The 14,238-nt window shown below is 65.5% G+C and carries 16 protein-coding genes and 1 pseudogene; 12 read left to right on the top strand and 5 right to left on the bottom strand.

Annotated features, from left to right (window positions below):
- Positions 1 to 13: 13 nt before the first annotated feature.
- The 5 genes from rbfA (at position 14) to AC1RCS_RS22800 (ending at position 5,247) form a co-directional block, all read left to right on the top strand.
- A complete protein-coding gene (gene rbfA, locus AC1RCS_RS22820) occupies positions 14 to 385 on the top strand; it encodes a 30S ribosome-binding factor RbfA (RefSeq protein WP_008904004.1) in 372 nt (123 codons plus the stop codon).
- A gap of 2 nt (positions 386 to 387) precedes the next feature.
- A complete protein-coding gene (truB, locus tag AC1RCS_RS22815; RefSeq protein WP_492246276.1) occupies positions 388 to 1,392 on the top strand; it encodes a tRNA pseudouridine(55) synthase TruB in 1,005 nt (334 codons plus the stop codon).
- A complete protein-coding gene (gene typA / locus AC1RCS_RS22810) occupies positions 1,389 to 3,212 on the top strand; it encodes a translational GTPase TypA (RefSeq protein ID WP_218294355.1) in 1,824 nt (607 codons plus the stop codon). The genes truB and typA overlap by 4 nt, the downstream gene beginning before the upstream one ends.
- A gap of 68 nt (positions 3,213 to 3,280) precedes the next feature.
- A complete protein-coding gene (locus AC1RCS_RS22805; RefSeq protein WP_218294356.1) occupies positions 3,281 to 4,156 on the top strand; it encodes a DMT family transporter in 876 nt (291 codons plus the stop codon).
- A complete protein-coding gene (locus AC1RCS_RS22800; RefSeq protein WP_492246277.1) occupies positions 4,153 to 5,247 on the top strand; it encodes an enoyl-CoA hydratase/isomerase family protein in 1,095 nt (364 codons plus the stop codon). The genes AC1RCS_RS22805 and AC1RCS_RS22800 overlap by 4 nt, the downstream gene beginning before the upstream one ends.
- Positions 5,248 to 5,448: 201 nt before the next feature.
- Here AC1RCS_RS22800 and AC1RCS_RS22795 read toward each other — a convergent pair whose 3' ends face one another.
- The 4 genes from AC1RCS_RS22795 to smpB form a co-directional block, all read right to left on the bottom strand.
- On the bottom strand, positions 5,449 to 6,357 hold the full coding sequence (locus tag AC1RCS_RS22795; protein WP_492246278.1) for an anti-sigma factor family protein: 909 nt from the start codon (positions 6,355 to 6,357) through the stop codon (positions 5,449 to 5,451).
- 20 nt (positions 6,358 to 6,377) lie between these two features.
- Positions 6,378 to 6,932 carry an RNA polymerase sigma factor gene (locus AC1RCS_RS22790; protein ID WP_492246279.1) on the bottom strand — a complete coding sequence of 185 codons (555 nt, stop codon included), beginning with the start codon at positions 6,930 to 6,932 and terminating at the stop codon, positions 6,378 to 6,380.
- 27 nt (positions 6,933 to 6,959) lie between these two features.
- On the bottom strand, positions 6,960 to 7,334 hold the full coding sequence (locus AC1RCS_RS22785; RefSeq protein WP_492246280.1) for a COG4315 family predicted lipoprotein: 375 nt from the start codon (positions 7,332 to 7,334) through the stop codon (positions 6,960 to 6,962).
- A gap of 146 nt (positions 7,335 to 7,480) precedes the next feature.
- Positions 7,481 to 7,954 (bottom strand): SsrA-binding protein SmpB, encoded by a 474-nt coding sequence (gene smpB / locus AC1RCS_RS22780; RefSeq protein WP_218294361.1) that lies wholly within the window; start codon positions 7,952 to 7,954, stop codon positions 7,481 to 7,483.
- Positions 7,955 to 8,249: 295 nt separating this feature from the next.
- On the opposite strand from smpB, the gene AC1RCS_RS22775 reads away from it, so the two are divergent.
- Complete coding sequence (locus AC1RCS_RS22775; RefSeq protein WP_218294362.1) at positions 8,250 to 8,690, top strand: type II toxin-antitoxin system RatA family toxin; 441 nt, start codon at positions 8,250 to 8,252, stop codon at positions 8,688 to 8,690.
- 46 nt (positions 8,691 to 8,736) lie between these two features.
- Positions 8,737 to 9,054, top strand: a complete 318-nt coding sequence (locus AC1RCS_RS22770; RefSeq protein ID WP_255590838.1) for an RnfH family protein — start codon at positions 8,737 to 8,739, stop codon at positions 9,052 to 9,054.
- A gap of 63 nt (positions 9,055 to 9,117) precedes the next feature.
- On the opposite strand, the gene AC1RCS_RS22765 is transcribed toward AC1RCS_RS22770, so the two are convergent.
- Entirely contained in the window at positions 9,118 to 9,657 is a 540-nt protein-coding gene (locus AC1RCS_RS22765) for a DUF4124 domain-containing protein (protein WP_492246281.1), read from the bottom strand.
- 110 nt (positions 9,658 to 9,767) lie between these two features.
- Here AC1RCS_RS22765 and guaB point away from each other — a divergent pair, with 110 nt between their 5' ends.
- The 5 genes and pseudogenes from guaB to AC1RCS_RS22740 all read left to right on the top strand — a co-directional run.
- Positions 9,768 to 11,243, top strand: a complete 1,476-nt coding sequence (gene guaB / locus AC1RCS_RS22760) for an IMP dehydrogenase (protein WP_218294365.1) — start codon at positions 9,768 to 9,770, stop codon at positions 11,241 to 11,243.
- 109 nt (positions 11,244 to 11,352) lie between these two features.
- A complete protein-coding gene (locus tag AC1RCS_RS22755; RefSeq protein ID WP_218294366.1) occupies positions 11,353 to 11,613 on the top strand; it encodes a type II toxin-antitoxin system Phd/YefM family antitoxin in 261 nt (86 codons plus the stop codon).
- Positions 11,610 to 12,044 carry a type II toxin-antitoxin system VapC family toxin gene (locus tag AC1RCS_RS22750; protein WP_218294367.1) on the top strand — a complete coding sequence of 145 codons (435 nt, stop codon included), beginning with the start codon at positions 11,610 to 11,612 and terminating at the stop codon, positions 12,042 to 12,044. The genes AC1RCS_RS22755 and AC1RCS_RS22750 overlap by 4 nt, the downstream gene beginning before the upstream one ends.
- Before the next feature lie 43 nt (positions 12,045 to 12,087).
- Positions 12,088 to 13,707, top strand: a complete 1,620-nt coding sequence (gene guaA, locus AC1RCS_RS22745) for a glutamine-hydrolyzing GMP synthase (protein ID WP_492246282.1) — start codon at positions 12,088 to 12,090, stop codon at positions 13,705 to 13,707.
- A gap of 111 nt (positions 13,708 to 13,818) precedes the next feature.
- Positions 13,819 to 14,163: pseudogene (locus AC1RCS_RS22740) on the top strand (Arm DNA-binding domain-containing protein); the annotation flags it as partial.
- Positions 14,164 to 14,238: the final 75 nt, after the last annotated feature.

Here is a 14,238-nt window from a genome sequence, read left to right as displayed (position 1 = left end):
CGGTGACGACGACATGGCTGCGAAGAAATCTTCCACCCCCAACCGCGCCTTCAAGGTCGCCGACCAGATCCAGCGCGATCTGACGGAGCTGATCGCGCGCGAGTTGAAAGACCCGCGCGTGGGCATGGTGACGCTGCAGGGCGTGGAGGTGACTCCGGACTACGCCCATGCCAAGGTGTTCTTCAGCCTGCTGACGGGCGACCCTGTGGAGACACAGGCGGCGCTCAACCAGGCTGCGGGTTTCCTGCGCAACGGCTTGTTTAAGCGCCTGCACATCCACACGGTGCCCACGCTGCACTTCGTGTTCGACCGCACCTCCGAGCGGGCGGCCGACATGAATGCCTTGATTGCCAAGGCTGTCTCTTCCCGCGCAAAAGAGGATTAGCCATGCAGCCAGCGCCACGCACCAGGGTGCAGCGGCGCCCTGTGCATGGGGTGTTGCTGCTCGACAAACCGCTCGGCCTTTCGAGCAACGACGCCTTGCAAAAGGCGAAATGGCTCCTGCGCGCCGAAAAGGCGGGCCATACCGGCACGCTCGACCCGTTGGCCACCGGCGTGCTGCCCCTGTGTTTTGGCGCGGCCACCAAGTTCAGCCAGCTGCAGCTCGACGCACCCAAGACCTATGAGGCCCTGGCGCTGCTGGGAGCGACGACGACGACCGGCGATGCCGAGGGCGATGTGGTGCAGCGCTGCGATGTCGACCCTGCCCAGCTCACCCCTGAGCGTCTGGCGGCGGTGCAGCAGCAGTTCACCGGCCCCATCCGCCAGGTGCCGCCCATGCACAGCGCGCTCAAGAAGGATGGCAAGGCGCTGTATGAATACGCCCGTGCGGGCATCACCGTGGAGCGCGAGGCGCGCGACGTGGTCATTCACGCACTGAAATTGACGCTGATCCAGACAAATCAAGCGCAAAGCGCTATCAAAATAGTAGTGACCTGCAGCAAAGGCACCTACATCCGTACCCTGGGGGAAGACATTGGCGCCGCCCTGGGCTGCGGGGCGCACCTGACCTTTCTGCGCCGCATCGATACCGGCGGGATCGGCGTGGAGCGCTGCGTCACGCTGGCACAGCTGGAAGCCATGCCCGAGGCCGAACGGCTGGCCAGCCTGGAAGCTCCCGAGTCGCTGCTGGCGCAACACGTGCGTGTCACGCTGGACGGTGAGAATGCAGCCCGATTCCTGTCGGGCGTGCGTCGCCGTGGCAACTGGCCCGATGCCAGTGCCGTGGCGGTGTTTGGCGAGAATCCCCCGGCGCTGCTGGGGGTGGGCCACATCGTGGGCGGGGAGCTGGTGCCGGACAGGCTCCTGAGTCCGCTGGAAATTCAACAAATTTTGGAAAGCACGCCGCATTCCGCGTCCATGGCGCACAGCGGCATATTGGAAAAACTATGACTAAACAAATCCGCAATATCGCCATCATTGCCCACGTTGACCATGGCAAAACCACCATGGTCGACCAGCTGCTGCGCCAGTCCGGCACCTTCGCCGACCACGAAAAGGTCGTCGATACCGTGATGGACAACAACGCCATCGAAAAAGAGCGCGGCATCACCATCCTGGCCAAGAACTGCGCCGTGAGCTGGAAGGGCACGCACATCAACATCGTGGACACCCCCGGCCACGCGGACTTCGGCGGCGAAGTGGAACGCGCCCTGTCCATGGTGGACAGCGTGGTGCTGCTGATCGACGCGCAGGAGGGCCCCATGCCCCAGACGCGTTTCGTGACCAAGAAGGCCCTGGCCCTGGGCCTGCGCCCCATTCTGGTCGTGAACAAGGTGGACAAGCCGGGTGCCAACCCCGACAAGGTCGTGAACGCAGCGTTCGACCTGTTTGACAAGCTTGGCGCCACCGACGAGCAGCTCGACTTCCCCGTGGTGTACGCCTCGGGCATCAACGGCTGGTCGTCGCTCGAAGAAGGCGCGCCCGGTGAGCAGTGGGGCCCCGACATGTCGGCCCTGTTCGACACCATCCTCAGCCACGTGCCCCCGAACACGGGCGACCCGGCTGCCCCGCTGCAACTGCAGATCTCGGCGCTGGACTTCTCCAGCTTCGTGGGCCGCATCGGCGTGGGCCGCATCAGCCAAGGCACCTTGAAGCCCATGATGGACGTGGTCGTCATGGAAGGCCCCGACGGCAAGGCCGTCAAGGGCCGTGTGAACCAGGTGCTGACCTTCCAGGGCCTGGACCGCATGCAGACGCCCATGGCCGGCCCCGGCGACATCGTGCTGATCAACGGCATTGAAGACATCGGCATCGGCGTGACCGTGACCGACCCCGCCAATCCCGCACCGCTGCCCATGCTCAAGGTGGACGAGCCCACGCTGACCATGAATTTCTGCGTGAACACCAGCCCGCTGGCCGGCCGCGAAGGCAAGTTCGTGACCAGCCGCCAGATCTGGGACCGCCTGCAAAAGGAACTGCAGCACAACGTGGCCCTGCGCGTGAGCGAGACCGACGAGGAAGGCATCTTCGAAGTGATGGGCCGGGGCGAACTGCACCTGACCATCCTCTTGGAAAACATGCGCCGTGAAGGCTACGAGCTGGCCGTGTCCAAGCCGCGCGTGGTGTTCAAGGAAATCAACGGCGAGAAGTGCGAGCCTATTGAGCTGGTGACGGCTGACATCGAAGAAGGCCACCAGGGCGGTGTGATGCAGGCCCTGGGTGAGCGCAAGGGCGAGCTGGTGAACATGGAGCCGGACGGCCGTGGCCGTGTGCGCCTGGAGTACCGCATTCCGGCGCGTGGCCTGATCGGCTTCACGAACGAATTCCTGAACCTGACGCGCGGCTCCGGCCTCATCAGCAACATTTTCGACAGCTATGAGCCGCACAAGGGCGACATCGGCGGCCGCAAGAACGGCGTGCTGATCTCGATGGACGACGGCGAGATCTTCACCTACGCCCTGGGCAAGCTGGACGACCGTGGCCGCATGTTCGTGAAGGCGAACGACCCCGTGTACGAAGGCATGATCGTCGGCATCCACAGCCGCGACAACGACCTGGTGGTGAACGCCACGCGCACCAAGCAGCTGACCAACTTCCGCGTGAGCGGCAAGGAAGACGCGATCAAGATCACGCCCCCGATCGACCTCACGCTGGAATACGGCGTGGAATTCATCGAGGACGACGAACTGGTCGAGATCACGCCCAAGTCCGTGCGCCTGCGCAAGCGCCACCTGACCGAGAACGAGCGCAAGCGCGCTTCCCGGTCCTGATAGGCTGAGCTTCCCCGGAAGGGCCACTGCTGCGCAGTGGCCTTTTTTCCGTCTGCAACCCGAAACCCATGTTGAAACTCACACATTCCCGCGCGGTGGTGCTGATGGTGGCGGTGACCCTGATGTGGTCCATCGCTGGCGTGGTCACGCGCCACCTGGAACATGCGGCGAGCTTTGAGGTGACCTTCTGGCGCAGCTTTTTCACGCTGCTGTCCCTGCTGGTCATCCTGCCGGCGCTGCAGGGCAGGGCGGTGTTTGCCTCCATGCGCCATGGTGGCCATGCGCTGTGGATCTCAGGCGTGTGCTGGAGCGTGATGTTCACGGCGTTCATGGTGGCCCTGGTGCTCATGCCGGTGGCCAACGTGCTGGTCACGATGGCCGTGGGGCCGCTGCTCACCGCGCTGTTCGCACGGGTGTTCATCGGCCACCATATCGCCCCGCGCACATGGGCTGCGATTGCCGTGGCGGGGCTGGGCATTGCGTGGATGTATGGTTCGCAGATGGCGGGCCTGCCCTTGGCGGGTACGCTGGTGGCGCTGTGCGTGCCCGTGGCGGCAGCCATCAACTGGACGGTGGTGCAACACTCGCAGCGCCACGGCCACGCGGTGGACCTGGTGCCCGCGGTGCTGGTCGGCGCGGTGATCTCGGTGGTGGCCACGCTGCCGCTGGCGCTGCCTTTTCAGGCGTCGGCCCATGACCTGGCCCTGCTGGCGCTGCTGGGCGTGGTGCAATTGGCCATTCCTTGTGTGCTGGCCGTGCGCTGTGGGCGTGTGCTCAAGGCGCCCGAGATGGCGCTGCTCGGTTTGCTCGAAGTGATCTTTGGCATCTTGCTGGCATGGCTGGGCGCGGGCGAAAAGCCCGGCACGGCAGTGCTGACGGGGGGCGCACTGGTGATCGGTGCGCTGGTTTTCAATGAACTGTTGGGTTGGAAGGAACAAAAATGACGGAGACGGTAGTGTCTGAAGTGTTGAGCGAAGTGCGTGGCCAGGTTGGCTTCATTACCCTGAACCGCCCGCGTGCGCTCAACGCGTTGTCGTTGGGCATGGTGCGTGACCTGATGGGCATCCTGCTGGCCTGGCAGAACGATGCGCGGGTGCTGGCGGTGGCGATTCGCGGCAGCAACAAGGAGGGCCCGTTCGGTGCCTTCTGCGCGGGCGGCGACATCCGCTTCCTGCACCAGGCGGGCAGCCAGGGTAACCCCCTGCTGGAAGACTTCTTCACCGAGGAATACGCGCTCAACCACCTGATCCACAACTACGGCAAGCCCTACATCGCGTTCATGGACGGCATCGTGATGGGCGGCGGCATGGGCATCAGCCAGGGGGCAGCGCTGCGGGTGGTGACCGAGCGCACCAAGATGGCGATGCCCGAGACGGCCATCGGCCTGTTCCCTGACGTGGGTGGCGGCTACTTCCTCTCGCGCTGCCCCGGCCGCGTGGGCGAGTGGCTGGCCCTCACGGGCGACACCATCGGCGCGGGTGATGCCATCGAAAACCAGTTAGCGGATGGCTGCCTGCCCTCGGACCAGCAATCCGCCGTGTGGGAGGCGCTGGGGGCCGGGGGTTTTGCGGATGGCCCTGCGGTCCGTGACTACGTTGCTTCCAAATTCATAGCTGTCAGCGCACACCAGTCAAGCGCTAGATCCCAGATTGACCAATATTTCTCGTTGCCCAGCGTGGGTGAGATCGTCGCTGCGCTCGAGGCGGCCGATACCGACTGGGCGCGTGCCACGGCGGCCACGCTGCGCAAGCGCTCGCCGCTGATGCTGCACGTGGTGCTCGAGCAGATCCGGCGTGCGCGAGGCATGGGCCTGGCCGACGACCTGCGCATGGAGCGCGACATGGTGCGCCACTGCTTCTTCCTGCGCCCTGGCCAGAGCGAGACGGTGGAGGGCATCCGCGCCCTGGCCGTGGACAAGGACCATGCGCCGAAGTGGAACCCTGGCCGTATCGAGGACGTGGCGCCCGCGATGGTGGCACCGTTCTTCGCCAGCCCCTGGCCCGCGCACGCGCACCCGCTGGCGGCCCTGGCCTGACCTGGATTGAACTGACCTGAACCCAGGCCGGTGCGAACGCTAGTGTCCCGAGTTGGAAGTGAGTTGATGAAATAAAGATGTCGAAATCGTCGTCAGGCAAGGCGCAAACCACAGCGATAGCCGTAGCTATCGCGAGGATTTGCAACGCAGCATGGCGGCGATTCTCGACGTCTTTGTGAAACGAATTTCTAACTCGGGACACTAGAGCTGCAGTTGCCGGTATACCGCCGTGGCCAGCGCGAGCAATTCCGCGCGCGATAGCTGTCCGCTGAGCGCGTAGCCAAAGCTTCCCTCGGTCCAGTAGAAACCGGGCACGGGGCCTTCCTGCGTGAACTGGAAGGCCGCTGCCGCCGTGGCCGTGGTGGCGGGCGGATTGTCGTACGGCGGCGGCGCACCGTGGCGAGAAAGCGCCGTGGTGGCCGTGGGGGCGAGTGCGCCCAGGTACAGCGTGATGCGCTGGCCCGCAGCATTCTGGTACATGAACTGCGCACGCGCCCCGGTGTCGCCCGGCAGCAGGCGGCCTCCCACCAGCTCATAGCCTTGCGGGGCGAGCACGGGCACCTTCAGCGGCTTGCCCAGCCGCTTGGAGAGCCACTGCACCAGATGCTCCTGCTGCGACGCGGTGACTTCCACCGGATGGCGGACCTCCGGCTGGTAGACCGCATGGGCCACGGCGGCCTGCTGGGCAAAGCGCTGCACCGGCGCCGTGGCCAGCAGCGCTGCCGCATCGCCCGCCAGAGGCTGGTGGCCCGGGGCCGGGCCGCCTGCCCACTGGCCACGCCCCGCCCACCCCAGCGCGAAGGCCAGCAGCACCGACGCGGCCAGGCCGCCCCAGCGCCACCACTGTGCCTGCCGTTCCTGGTGTCCCGCGGCGCGCAACGCAGCGGCCAGCAACGTATCGGGCACGGCGGCATGGAGCAGATCCTGGTGCAGTGCCTGCAGCTGATCGCGCCCCTGTTGCCAATGGGCGATGGCATCGCGCGCGGCCTCGTTGCCTTCCAGTTGCTGGCGCAAGGCTGCGGCCTGCGCGGCCGGGAGGCGGCCGTCCGCCAGGGCGTGCCAGGCGGGATCGTCTTCGGGGAGGGGCGGGGCGTGGGAGCGCGGTTCCATGGCAGTGTCGCGGGTCGTCGTCATTTCAGGCGGCGCAGCGCCGGGGGCTGGGACTGGGTCTGTGGGGCGGCTGCCACCGTGGCTGGTGAGGGGGATGGCGCAGGCACCGATGTGCGCTCCATCAGTACCCGCAGCCGGGCGCGGGCGCGCGACAGCCGTGACATCACCGTGCCCACGGGGACGGCCAGGATGCGGGCCGTGTCCTCGTAGCTCATGTCCTCCATGGCCACCAGCAGCAGCACGGCCCGCTGGTCCGCGGGCAGGCGCTGCAGGCAGCGTTCCAGGTCCAGCGCGTCGTCCGAGGGCACCGGCGCGCCGGGCAACTGGTCGCGGACATCCTCGATGTCCAGCGGCGCCAGCGCGGGCATCGCGCGGCGCTGGTTGAGATAGAGGTTGTGCATGAGCGTGAAAAGCCATGCGCGCAGATCGCTGCCGGTGCGCCACAGCAGCCATTTGCTGCAGGCGCGCTCCAGCGTGTCCTGCACGAGGTCGTCGGCCGCCCAGGCGTCACCTGTCAGCACCCGCGCATAGCGGCGCAGGCCTGGCAACTGCTCGACAACCTGGGTGCGGTTCATGGCGCGGTGGGATGGGCGCGCTCGCCCTCAGGGGCGGGCAGTGCGCCAGACCTGGTTCACGCCGTCGCCGGTCCTGTCGCCGGGTTTGGTGTCCTTGACCCAGTAGTACAGCGGCTTGCCCTTGTAGGCCAGCTGGGTCTTGCCGTCATCACGGGTCACGATGCTGTAGTCGCCGCCCGGCGCCGTGCTGGCCATGAGCGGGGGCCAGTTGGTGGCGCAGGGCCCGTTGCAGACTGATTTGCCGCTGCCTGCCGCGTCGCGGTCAAAGGTGTAGAGCGTCATGCCGCCCGCGCCGACGAGCACGCCGTCCACGGTTTTCACGGGCGAGTCGGCCATGGAGGCGCAGCCCGCCATACCGGCAACGGCGATGAATGCTGCCGCCATCGAGACAAATTTCTTCATGGGTTTCTCCAGAGTGGGTGCAGGCGGCGCGAATGCGGCCTTGCACCGGGACAAACACATGGGCACCGTGGTTTATTCCACGCCGCCGCAAAAAAACCCGCCGGGCTGGCATCAATGTGGCGCTTCCCGGCCCGATGGCGCGCAGGCTAGCGGTTTCTGCTCTTCATGGCGCGCTCGACCTCGCGCTTGCCTTCGCGGTCCTTGATGGTGTCGCGCTTGTCGTGCTCGGCCTTGCCCTTGGCCAGGGCGATCTCGCATTTCACGAATCCGTTCTTCCAGTGCAGGTTCAATGGCACCAGCGTGTAGCCCTTTTGCTCGACCTTGCCGATCAGGCGCTTGATGTCGTCCTTCTTGAGCAGCAGTTTCTTGGTGCGCGCGGATTCGGGGTTGACGTGGGTCGAGGCCGTCTTGAGCGGGTTGATCAGGCAACCGAGCAGGTACAGCTCTCCATCACGTATCAGCACATAGCCGTCGGTCAATTGCACCTTGCCCTCGCGCAGCGCCTTGACCTCCCAGCCGTGCAACACCATGCCCGCCTCGTGGCGCTCCTCGAAGAAATAGTTGAAGGCCGCTTTTTTGTTGTCGGCAATGCGGGACGTAGGATCTGGTTTTTTGGCCATGGGGTGAGAGCGTGTTTGCACTTTTACGTGCCCGCGAAAACCGGAGAAAGGCCCGGCAGATGGGCGCAGGACGCGCCGAAGTATCGATACTGCAAGCGGACTGCGACAACGTGGCCGGGCCTTTCCCCGGCTTTCCCGAAAGGTTGGACCCGCACGCGGTACTTGAGGCGCAGAACACGCTTTAAAAGATGCGGCGCAAACCGGGAGATAAAAGGCCTCCCTACAATTGTCGTCGTCTCGCACCCGCGATTCTAATTTCCTCTGGCTTGCGCGCACCGGTGCAGGCGCCGTCTGCATGAAAACCGTCCACAAGTCCGTCCTCATCTGGTATAGCCCCGAAGAAATGTTTGCCCTGGTCACCGGGGTGGAGCACTACCCCCAGTTCCTGCCATGGTGCGACCATGCCGCCGTGCTCGAGCAGACCGCAGAGGGCATGACCGCCGAGGTAGGCATTTCATTTGGCGGCATCCGCCAGACCTTCGTGACGCACAACACCCATGAGGCAGGCCGGCGCGTGCGGATGCGGCTGGTCAAGGGGCCTTTCTCGCAGCTCGACGGCGACTGGCTTTTTCACCCCGTGGGCGATGGCAGCCAGCGGGCCTGCCGCGTGGAGTTGAGCCTGAATTACGGTTTTGACAACGCGGCCCTGGCGGCGCTGGTAGGCCCTGTGTTCGACCGCATCGCGGGCAGCATGGTCGATGCCTTCGTGAAGCGCGCGGAACAGGTGTATGGCTGAGGAGCCGGCTGGTGCGGACATCGCAACCCCGCGCGCACCCGCTCTGATGCGGATCACCGTGCTGGTCTCGCTGGCGCCCCGGCAGGTCAGCGAATGCACTGTGCAATTGCACCCTGGAAGCACGCTCGCCGACGCCCTGCAAGCCGCCGGGCAGATGGCTGCGCGGCGCGAGGGCATGGCGTGCGGCATCTGGGGCCGTGCCATGCCCGAGACGACGCTGCTCAAGGACGGGGACCGCGTGGAGTTGTACCGGGAGCTCAAGGTGGACCCCAAGGTGGCACGCCGCGAGCGGTTTGCCCGGCAGGGCGCGCGTTCCACGGGCCTCTTCGCGCGGCAGCGGCCGGGCGGCAAGTCAGGCTACTGATCGGGATACCAATTGAAACAAAAACGGCGCCCCAGGCGCCGTTTTTTTGCCACGGATGACCGCTCAGCGTTTGCAGTCGGAGGCGATGATCGTGTCGATGCGCTTGACCTCTGCATTGCGCTGGGCCTCGTCCAGGAAGACGCGCTCGCCCTGTGCATTGCTCTGCCTGATCGGCGCGCCGGTCTCGAAAGTGGCCTTGGCCGCGCGCGCACGGGTGCAGTTTTCAGCCTTGGCCTTGGCGATCCTGTCGTCTTCGGCTTTCTTCTTGGCGGCTTCGGCGGCCTCTGCCTCAGCCTTGCGCTTTTCCAGCTCCTTGTCCTTGCCGGCGGCGCTGGCGGGAGCGCGGGGGGATGCGGCCGCAGGCGCAGCAGCCGAGGCGGGGGCATCGGCCGCTTCCGGCGCACTGGCGGCTGCCGCAGCCGCGGGCACGCGTGCAGCCGCGTAGCTTGGCTGCTTGAGGATGCTCTTTTCCGGGATGTCCTGTGGCGGCGGGCGGTCGCTGAAGACCTTGCGGCCGTCCTTGTCGATCCACTGCCATTGGGCAGCGGCACCCAGGGCCCAGGTGCAGGCAACGGCCAGCAAAACAAGCTTGTGCAATTTCATGCAGGCAAGTTTAGCCGTGCAGCAACGCAGCCGCCAGTGCGTGCGCAAAGGAGCGCGAGCCCTGCGGCGCCCCGCGGACGCGGGTACAATCCGTTTTTTGGAGCTTTCTCATGCGCCTTCTTGGAAAAGCGCTCACCTTCGACGATGTGTTGCTGGTGCCAGCGTACTCCCAGGTCCTGCCCAAGGACACGTCCCTCGCGACGAAACTCTCCCGCAATATCCAACTGAACTTGCCGCTCGTGTCCGCTGCCATGGACACCGTGACCGAGGCGCGCCTGGCCATTGCCATTGCCCAGGAGGGCGGCATCGGCATCGTGCACAAGAACCTCACGGCGCAGGAGCAGGCCGCCCAGGTGGCCAAGGTCAAGCGCTATGAATCCGGCGTGCTGCGCGACCCGGTCGTCATCACCCCCGAGCACACCGTGCTGCAGGTGCTGCAGCTGTCCGAACAGCTCGGCATCTCGGGCTTTCCGGTGTGCGACGGCGGCAAGGTGGTGGGCATCGTCACGGGCCGCGACCTGCGCTTTGAAACGCGCTACGACGTCAAGGTCCACCAGATCATGACCCCGCGCGAGAAGCTCATCACCGTCAACGAAAAGGAAGGCACCTCGCCTGCCGAAGCCAAGGCGCTGCTCAACAAGCACAAGCTCGAGCGCATCCTGGTCGTGAACGACGCGTTCGAGCTCAAGGGCCTGATCACCGTCAAGGACATCACCAAGCAAACCAGCTTCCCCAACGCCGCCCGCGATCCCTCGGGCCGCCTGCGCGTGGGCGCCGCTGTCGGCGTGGGTGAAGGCACCGAAGAGCGCGTGGAAGCCCTGGTCAAGGCCGGTGTGGACGCCATCGTGGTCGACACCGCCCATGGCCACAGCAAGGGCGTGATCGAGCGCGTGCGCTGGGTCAAGCAGAACTACCCGCAGGTCGACGTGATCGGCGGCAACATCGCCACCGGCGCGGCCGCGCTGGCGCTGGTCGAGGCGGGCGCCGACGCGGTCAAGGTCGGTATCGGCCCGGGCTCCATCTGCACCACGCGCATCGTGGCCGGTGTGGGCGTGCCCCAGATCATGGCCATCGACAGCGTGGCCACCGCCCTCAAGGGCACGGGCGTGCCGCTGATCGCGGACGGCGGCGTGCGCTACAGCGGTGACATCGCCAAGGCGCTGGCTGCAGGCGCCAGCACCATCATGATGGGCGGCATGTTCGCGGGCACCGAAGAAGCGCCCGGCGAAGTCATCCTGTTCCAGGGCCGCAGCTACAAGAGCTACCGCGGCATGGGCAGCATCGGTGCCATGCAGCAGGGCAGCGCCGACCGCTACTTCCAGGAATCCACCACCGGCAATCCCAACGCCGACAAGCTCGTGCCCGAGGGCATCGAAGGCCGCGTGCCCTACAAGGGCTCCATGGTCTCCATCGTGTTCCAGATGGCCGGTGGCGTGCGCGCCGCCATGGGCTACTGCGGTTGCGCCACCATCGACGACATGAACAATAAGGCCGAGTTCGTCGAGATCACCACCGCCGGTATCCGCGAAAGCCACGTGCACGACGTTCAAATTACGAAGGAGGCCCCTAACTACAGGGCTGACTGAGCACTGCCGATCCAATCTGGCCTGATTGAAAATATCTGGTCAGAATGATATAGTCTGGTCTGAATTCACCATTCAGGCCAGACTTTTTCTTTTTGGGGTCCGCGCATCCATGCAGTCCGTCGGCATCTACGAAGCCAAAAGCAGGTTCTCCGCCCTGATCGAGCTGGTCGAGCAGGGCGAGGAAGTGCGCATCACCCGCCACGGCAAAGAGGTCGTGCGCCTGCTGCCCGTGCGCCGCCGCCCCGTCATCACCGACGAGCAGATCGCTCGCGAGCTGGGCCAGATGGATGCTTTGCACGCCAGCATCCGGCCCGCAGGCGAAGTGGCCACTCCCGACACCTTGCGCCGCAAGGGCAGGGCTGCAGCATGACTGCCTTCGTCCTCGACGCCTCCGTCACCGCCGCCTGGCTGCTACCCGATGCGGCCAGCGAGCACACGCGCCGCCTCTACACCCTGATCCGCCGCGACGAAGTCGAGCCCCAGGCCCCCAACCTCTGGCAGTGGGAGTGCAGCAACCTCATCTCCAGCGGCGTTCACAGCGGCCGCATCCCGCCCGCATCGGTCGAAGGCCTGTGGGGCGTGCTCGAAGCCATTCGCCACCGTGTGGAGCTGCACGAACTGGCCCCCGCCCAGCACAAGGCCGTGCTAGACGTGGCGCTCGACACCGGCCTGCCCACCTTCGACGCCGCCTACCTCTGGCTGGCCCGCTCCCTGCGCCTGCCCCTGGCCACCTTCGATGCCGCGCAGGCCGCCGCCGCCCAGCGCAGCGGCGTACCACTTCTCGACCTCTCCAGCCTTTGATCAGGCGCCCCGTTTCTTGTCATCCCCTCGACCACCCACCGCCATGCAACACCAGAAAATCCTCATCCTCGATTTCGGCTCGCAAGTCACCCAGCTCATCGCGCGCCGCGTGCGCGAAGCCAACGTGTACTGCGAAGTGCACCCCTGCGATGTGACGGACGAGTGGGTGCGTAACTACGCGAAGGACGGCTCGCTCAAGGGCATCATCCTCTCCGGCAGCCACGCCAGCGTGACCGAGGACACCACCGACCGCGCTCCCCAGGCCGTGTTCGAGTTGGGTCTGCCCGTGCTGGGCATCTGCTACGGCATGCAAACGATGGCGCAGCAACTCGGTGGCAAGGTCGAAACCGGCCACAAGCGCGAGTTCGGCTTTGCCGCCGTGCGCGCCCGCGGCCACACCGCGCTGCTCAAGGACATCGCCGACTTCACCACCCCCGAAGGCCACGGCATGCTCAACGTCTGGATGAGCCACGGCGACAAGGTCACCGAGCTGCCCCCGGGCTTCAAGCTCATGGCCAGCACCGACAGCTGCCCCATCGCCGGCATGGCCGACGAAGAGCGCCGCTACTACGCCGTGCAGTTCCACCCCGAAGTCACGCACACCGTGCAGGGCAGGGCGCTGCTGGAGCGCTTCGTGCTCGGCATCTGCAGCACCAACCCCGACTGGGTCATGCGCGACCACATCGCCGAGGCCGTGGAGCAGATCCGCCAGCAGGTGGGTGATGAAGAAGTCATCCTGGGCCTCTCCGGCGGTGTGGATTCGTCCGTGGCCGCGGCTCTCATCCACCGCGCCATCGGCGACCAGCTCACTTGCGTGTTCGTCGACCATGGCCTGCTGCGCCTGAACGAAGGCGACATGGTCATGGACATGTTCGTCGGCAAGCTGCACGCCAAGGTCATCCGCGTGGACGCGAGCGACCTGTTCCTCGGCAGGCTGGCAGGCGTGAGCGAACCCGAAGCCAAGCGCAAGATCATCGGCGGCCTGTTCGTCGACGTGTTCAAGGCCGAAGCCGCGAAACTGAAGGCTGGCGATGGAGGCCACAAAGGCGCCACCTTCCTGGCCCAGGGCACCATCTACCCCGACGTGATCGAATCCGGCGGCGCCAAGAGCAAGAAGGCCGTCACTATCAAGAGCCACCACAACGTGGGCGGCCTGCCCGAGCAGCTGGGCCTCAAGCTCCTGGAGCCCCTGCGCGATTTGTTCAAGGACGAAGTGCGCGAACTCGGCGTGGCCCTGGGCCTGCCGCCCGAAATGGTCTACCGCCACCCCTTCCCCGGCCCCGGCCTGGGCGTGCGCATTTTGGGCGAGGTGAAAAAAGAGTACGCCGACCTGTTGCGCCGCGCCGACGCCATCTTCATAGAAGAGCTGCGCAACTTCACCGACGAAGCCACCGGCAAGACCTGGTACGACCTCACCAGCCAGGCCTTCACCGTCTTCCTGCCAGTGAAGAGCGTGGGCGTGATGGGCGATGGCCGCACTTATGACTACGTGGTCGCCCTGCGCGCCGTGCAGACCAGCGACTTCATGACCGCCGACTGGGCCGAACTGCCGTACGCCCTGCTCAAGAAGGTGTCGGGGCGCATCATCAACGAGGTGCGCGGCATCAACCGCGTGACCTACGACGTGTCGAGCAAGCCGCCGGCGACGATCGAGTGGGAGTGAATTTAGGTTGTTCCAGGACTATCGCCAGCTATCGACAAAGCTGCCGTAACATGTTGATTTAGAAGGAAATACGTCTCGGCATCTATCGGTAGCTATCGCCTGCCAGCAGAAATGACGGGATCGCCCGCAAATACCTTCACCTTCCGCTACGACTACCGTCTCAACGGACGCCGCGAGACCTTGACCATCGGCCGCTACGGGCCAGGTGGTATTTCGCTGGCAATGGCGCGCGAACTGCTCCTGGAGGCGCGCAAAGCCGTTCTCCAGGGCATCTCGCCCGTGCTGGAAAAGCAACGCGACAAGCGCCGTGTCCGTGCCATCAAGACCTTCGGCGCGGCGATGGAGACGTTCCTCGCCCATACGAGGTCGGCCGACAGCACCCGCGCCGCGCAGATGCACATGCACATGCACATCATCTACCGGGACATCCTGCCGGTCTTCCAGAATCGCCTGCTGAATCGCCCCGGGTTTTCTAGACACCTCTGAGCCTCAAACCTGAGGCCCAATAGGAGGTGCCATGAGTAAGCAAAG

This window comes from Acidovorax sp. GW823-FHT01C06 (assembly GCF_058798375.1).
This window is presented reverse-complemented; position numbering and strand designations above follow the sequence as displayed.

Coding starts and splice junctions, on each gene's coding strand:
- truB (WP_492246276.1), top strand. CDS start 388: ATGCAGCCAGCGCCACGCACCAGGGTGCAGCGGCGCCCTGTGCATGGG.
- AC1RCS_RS22775 (WP_218294362.1), top strand. CDS start 8,250: ATGAAAACCGTCCACAAGTCCGTCCTCATCTGGTATAGCCCCGAAGAA.
- typA (WP_218294355.1), top strand. CDS start 1,389: ATGACTAAACAAATCCGCAATATCGCCATCATTGCCCACGTTGACCAT.
- AC1RCS_RS22770 (WP_255590838.1), top strand. CDS start 8,737: ATGCGGATCACCGTGCTGGTCTCGCTGGCGCCCCGGCAGGTCAGCGAA.
- rbfA (WP_008904004.1), top strand. CDS start 14: ATGGCTGCGAAGAAATCTTCCACCCCCAACCGCGCCTTCAAGGTCGCC.
- AC1RCS_RS22795 (WP_492246278.1), bottom strand. CDS start 6,357: ATGGAACCGCGCTCCCACGCCCCGCCCCTCCCCGAAGACGATCCCGCC.
- AC1RCS_RS22785 (WP_492246280.1), bottom strand. CDS start 7,334: ATGAAGAAATTTGTCTCGATGGCGGCAGCATTCATCGCCGTTGCCGGT.
- AC1RCS_RS22805 (WP_218294356.1), top strand. CDS start 3,281: ATGTTGAAACTCACACATTCCCGCGCGGTGGTGCTGATGGTGGCGGTG.
- guaB (WP_218294365.1), top strand. CDS start 9,768: ATGCGCCTTCTTGGAAAAGCGCTCACCTTCGACGATGTGTTGCTGGTG.
- smpB (WP_218294361.1), bottom strand. CDS start 7,954: ATGGCCAAAAAACCAGATCCTACGTCCCGCATTGCCGACAACAAAAAA.
- AC1RCS_RS22755 (WP_218294366.1), top strand. CDS start 11,353: ATGCAGTCCGTCGGCATCTACGAAGCCAAAAGCAGGTTCTCCGCCCTG.
- AC1RCS_RS22765 (WP_492246281.1), bottom strand. CDS start 9,657: ATGAAATTGCACAAGCTTGTTTTGCTGGCCGTTGCCTGCACCTGGGCC.
- guaA (WP_492246282.1), top strand. CDS start 12,088: ATGCAACACCAGAAAATCCTCATCCTCGATTTCGGCTCGCAAGTCACC.
- AC1RCS_RS22790 (WP_492246279.1), bottom strand. CDS start 6,932: ATGAACCGCACCCAGGTTGTCGAGCAGTTGCCAGGCCTGCGCCGCTAT.
- AC1RCS_RS22750 (WP_218294367.1), top strand. CDS start 11,610: ATGACTGCCTTCGTCCTCGACGCCTCCGTCACCGCCGCCTGGCTGCTA.
- AC1RCS_RS22800 (WP_492246277.1), top strand. CDS start 4,153: ATGACGGAGACGGTAGTGTCTGAAGTGTTGAGCGAAGTGCGTGGCCAG.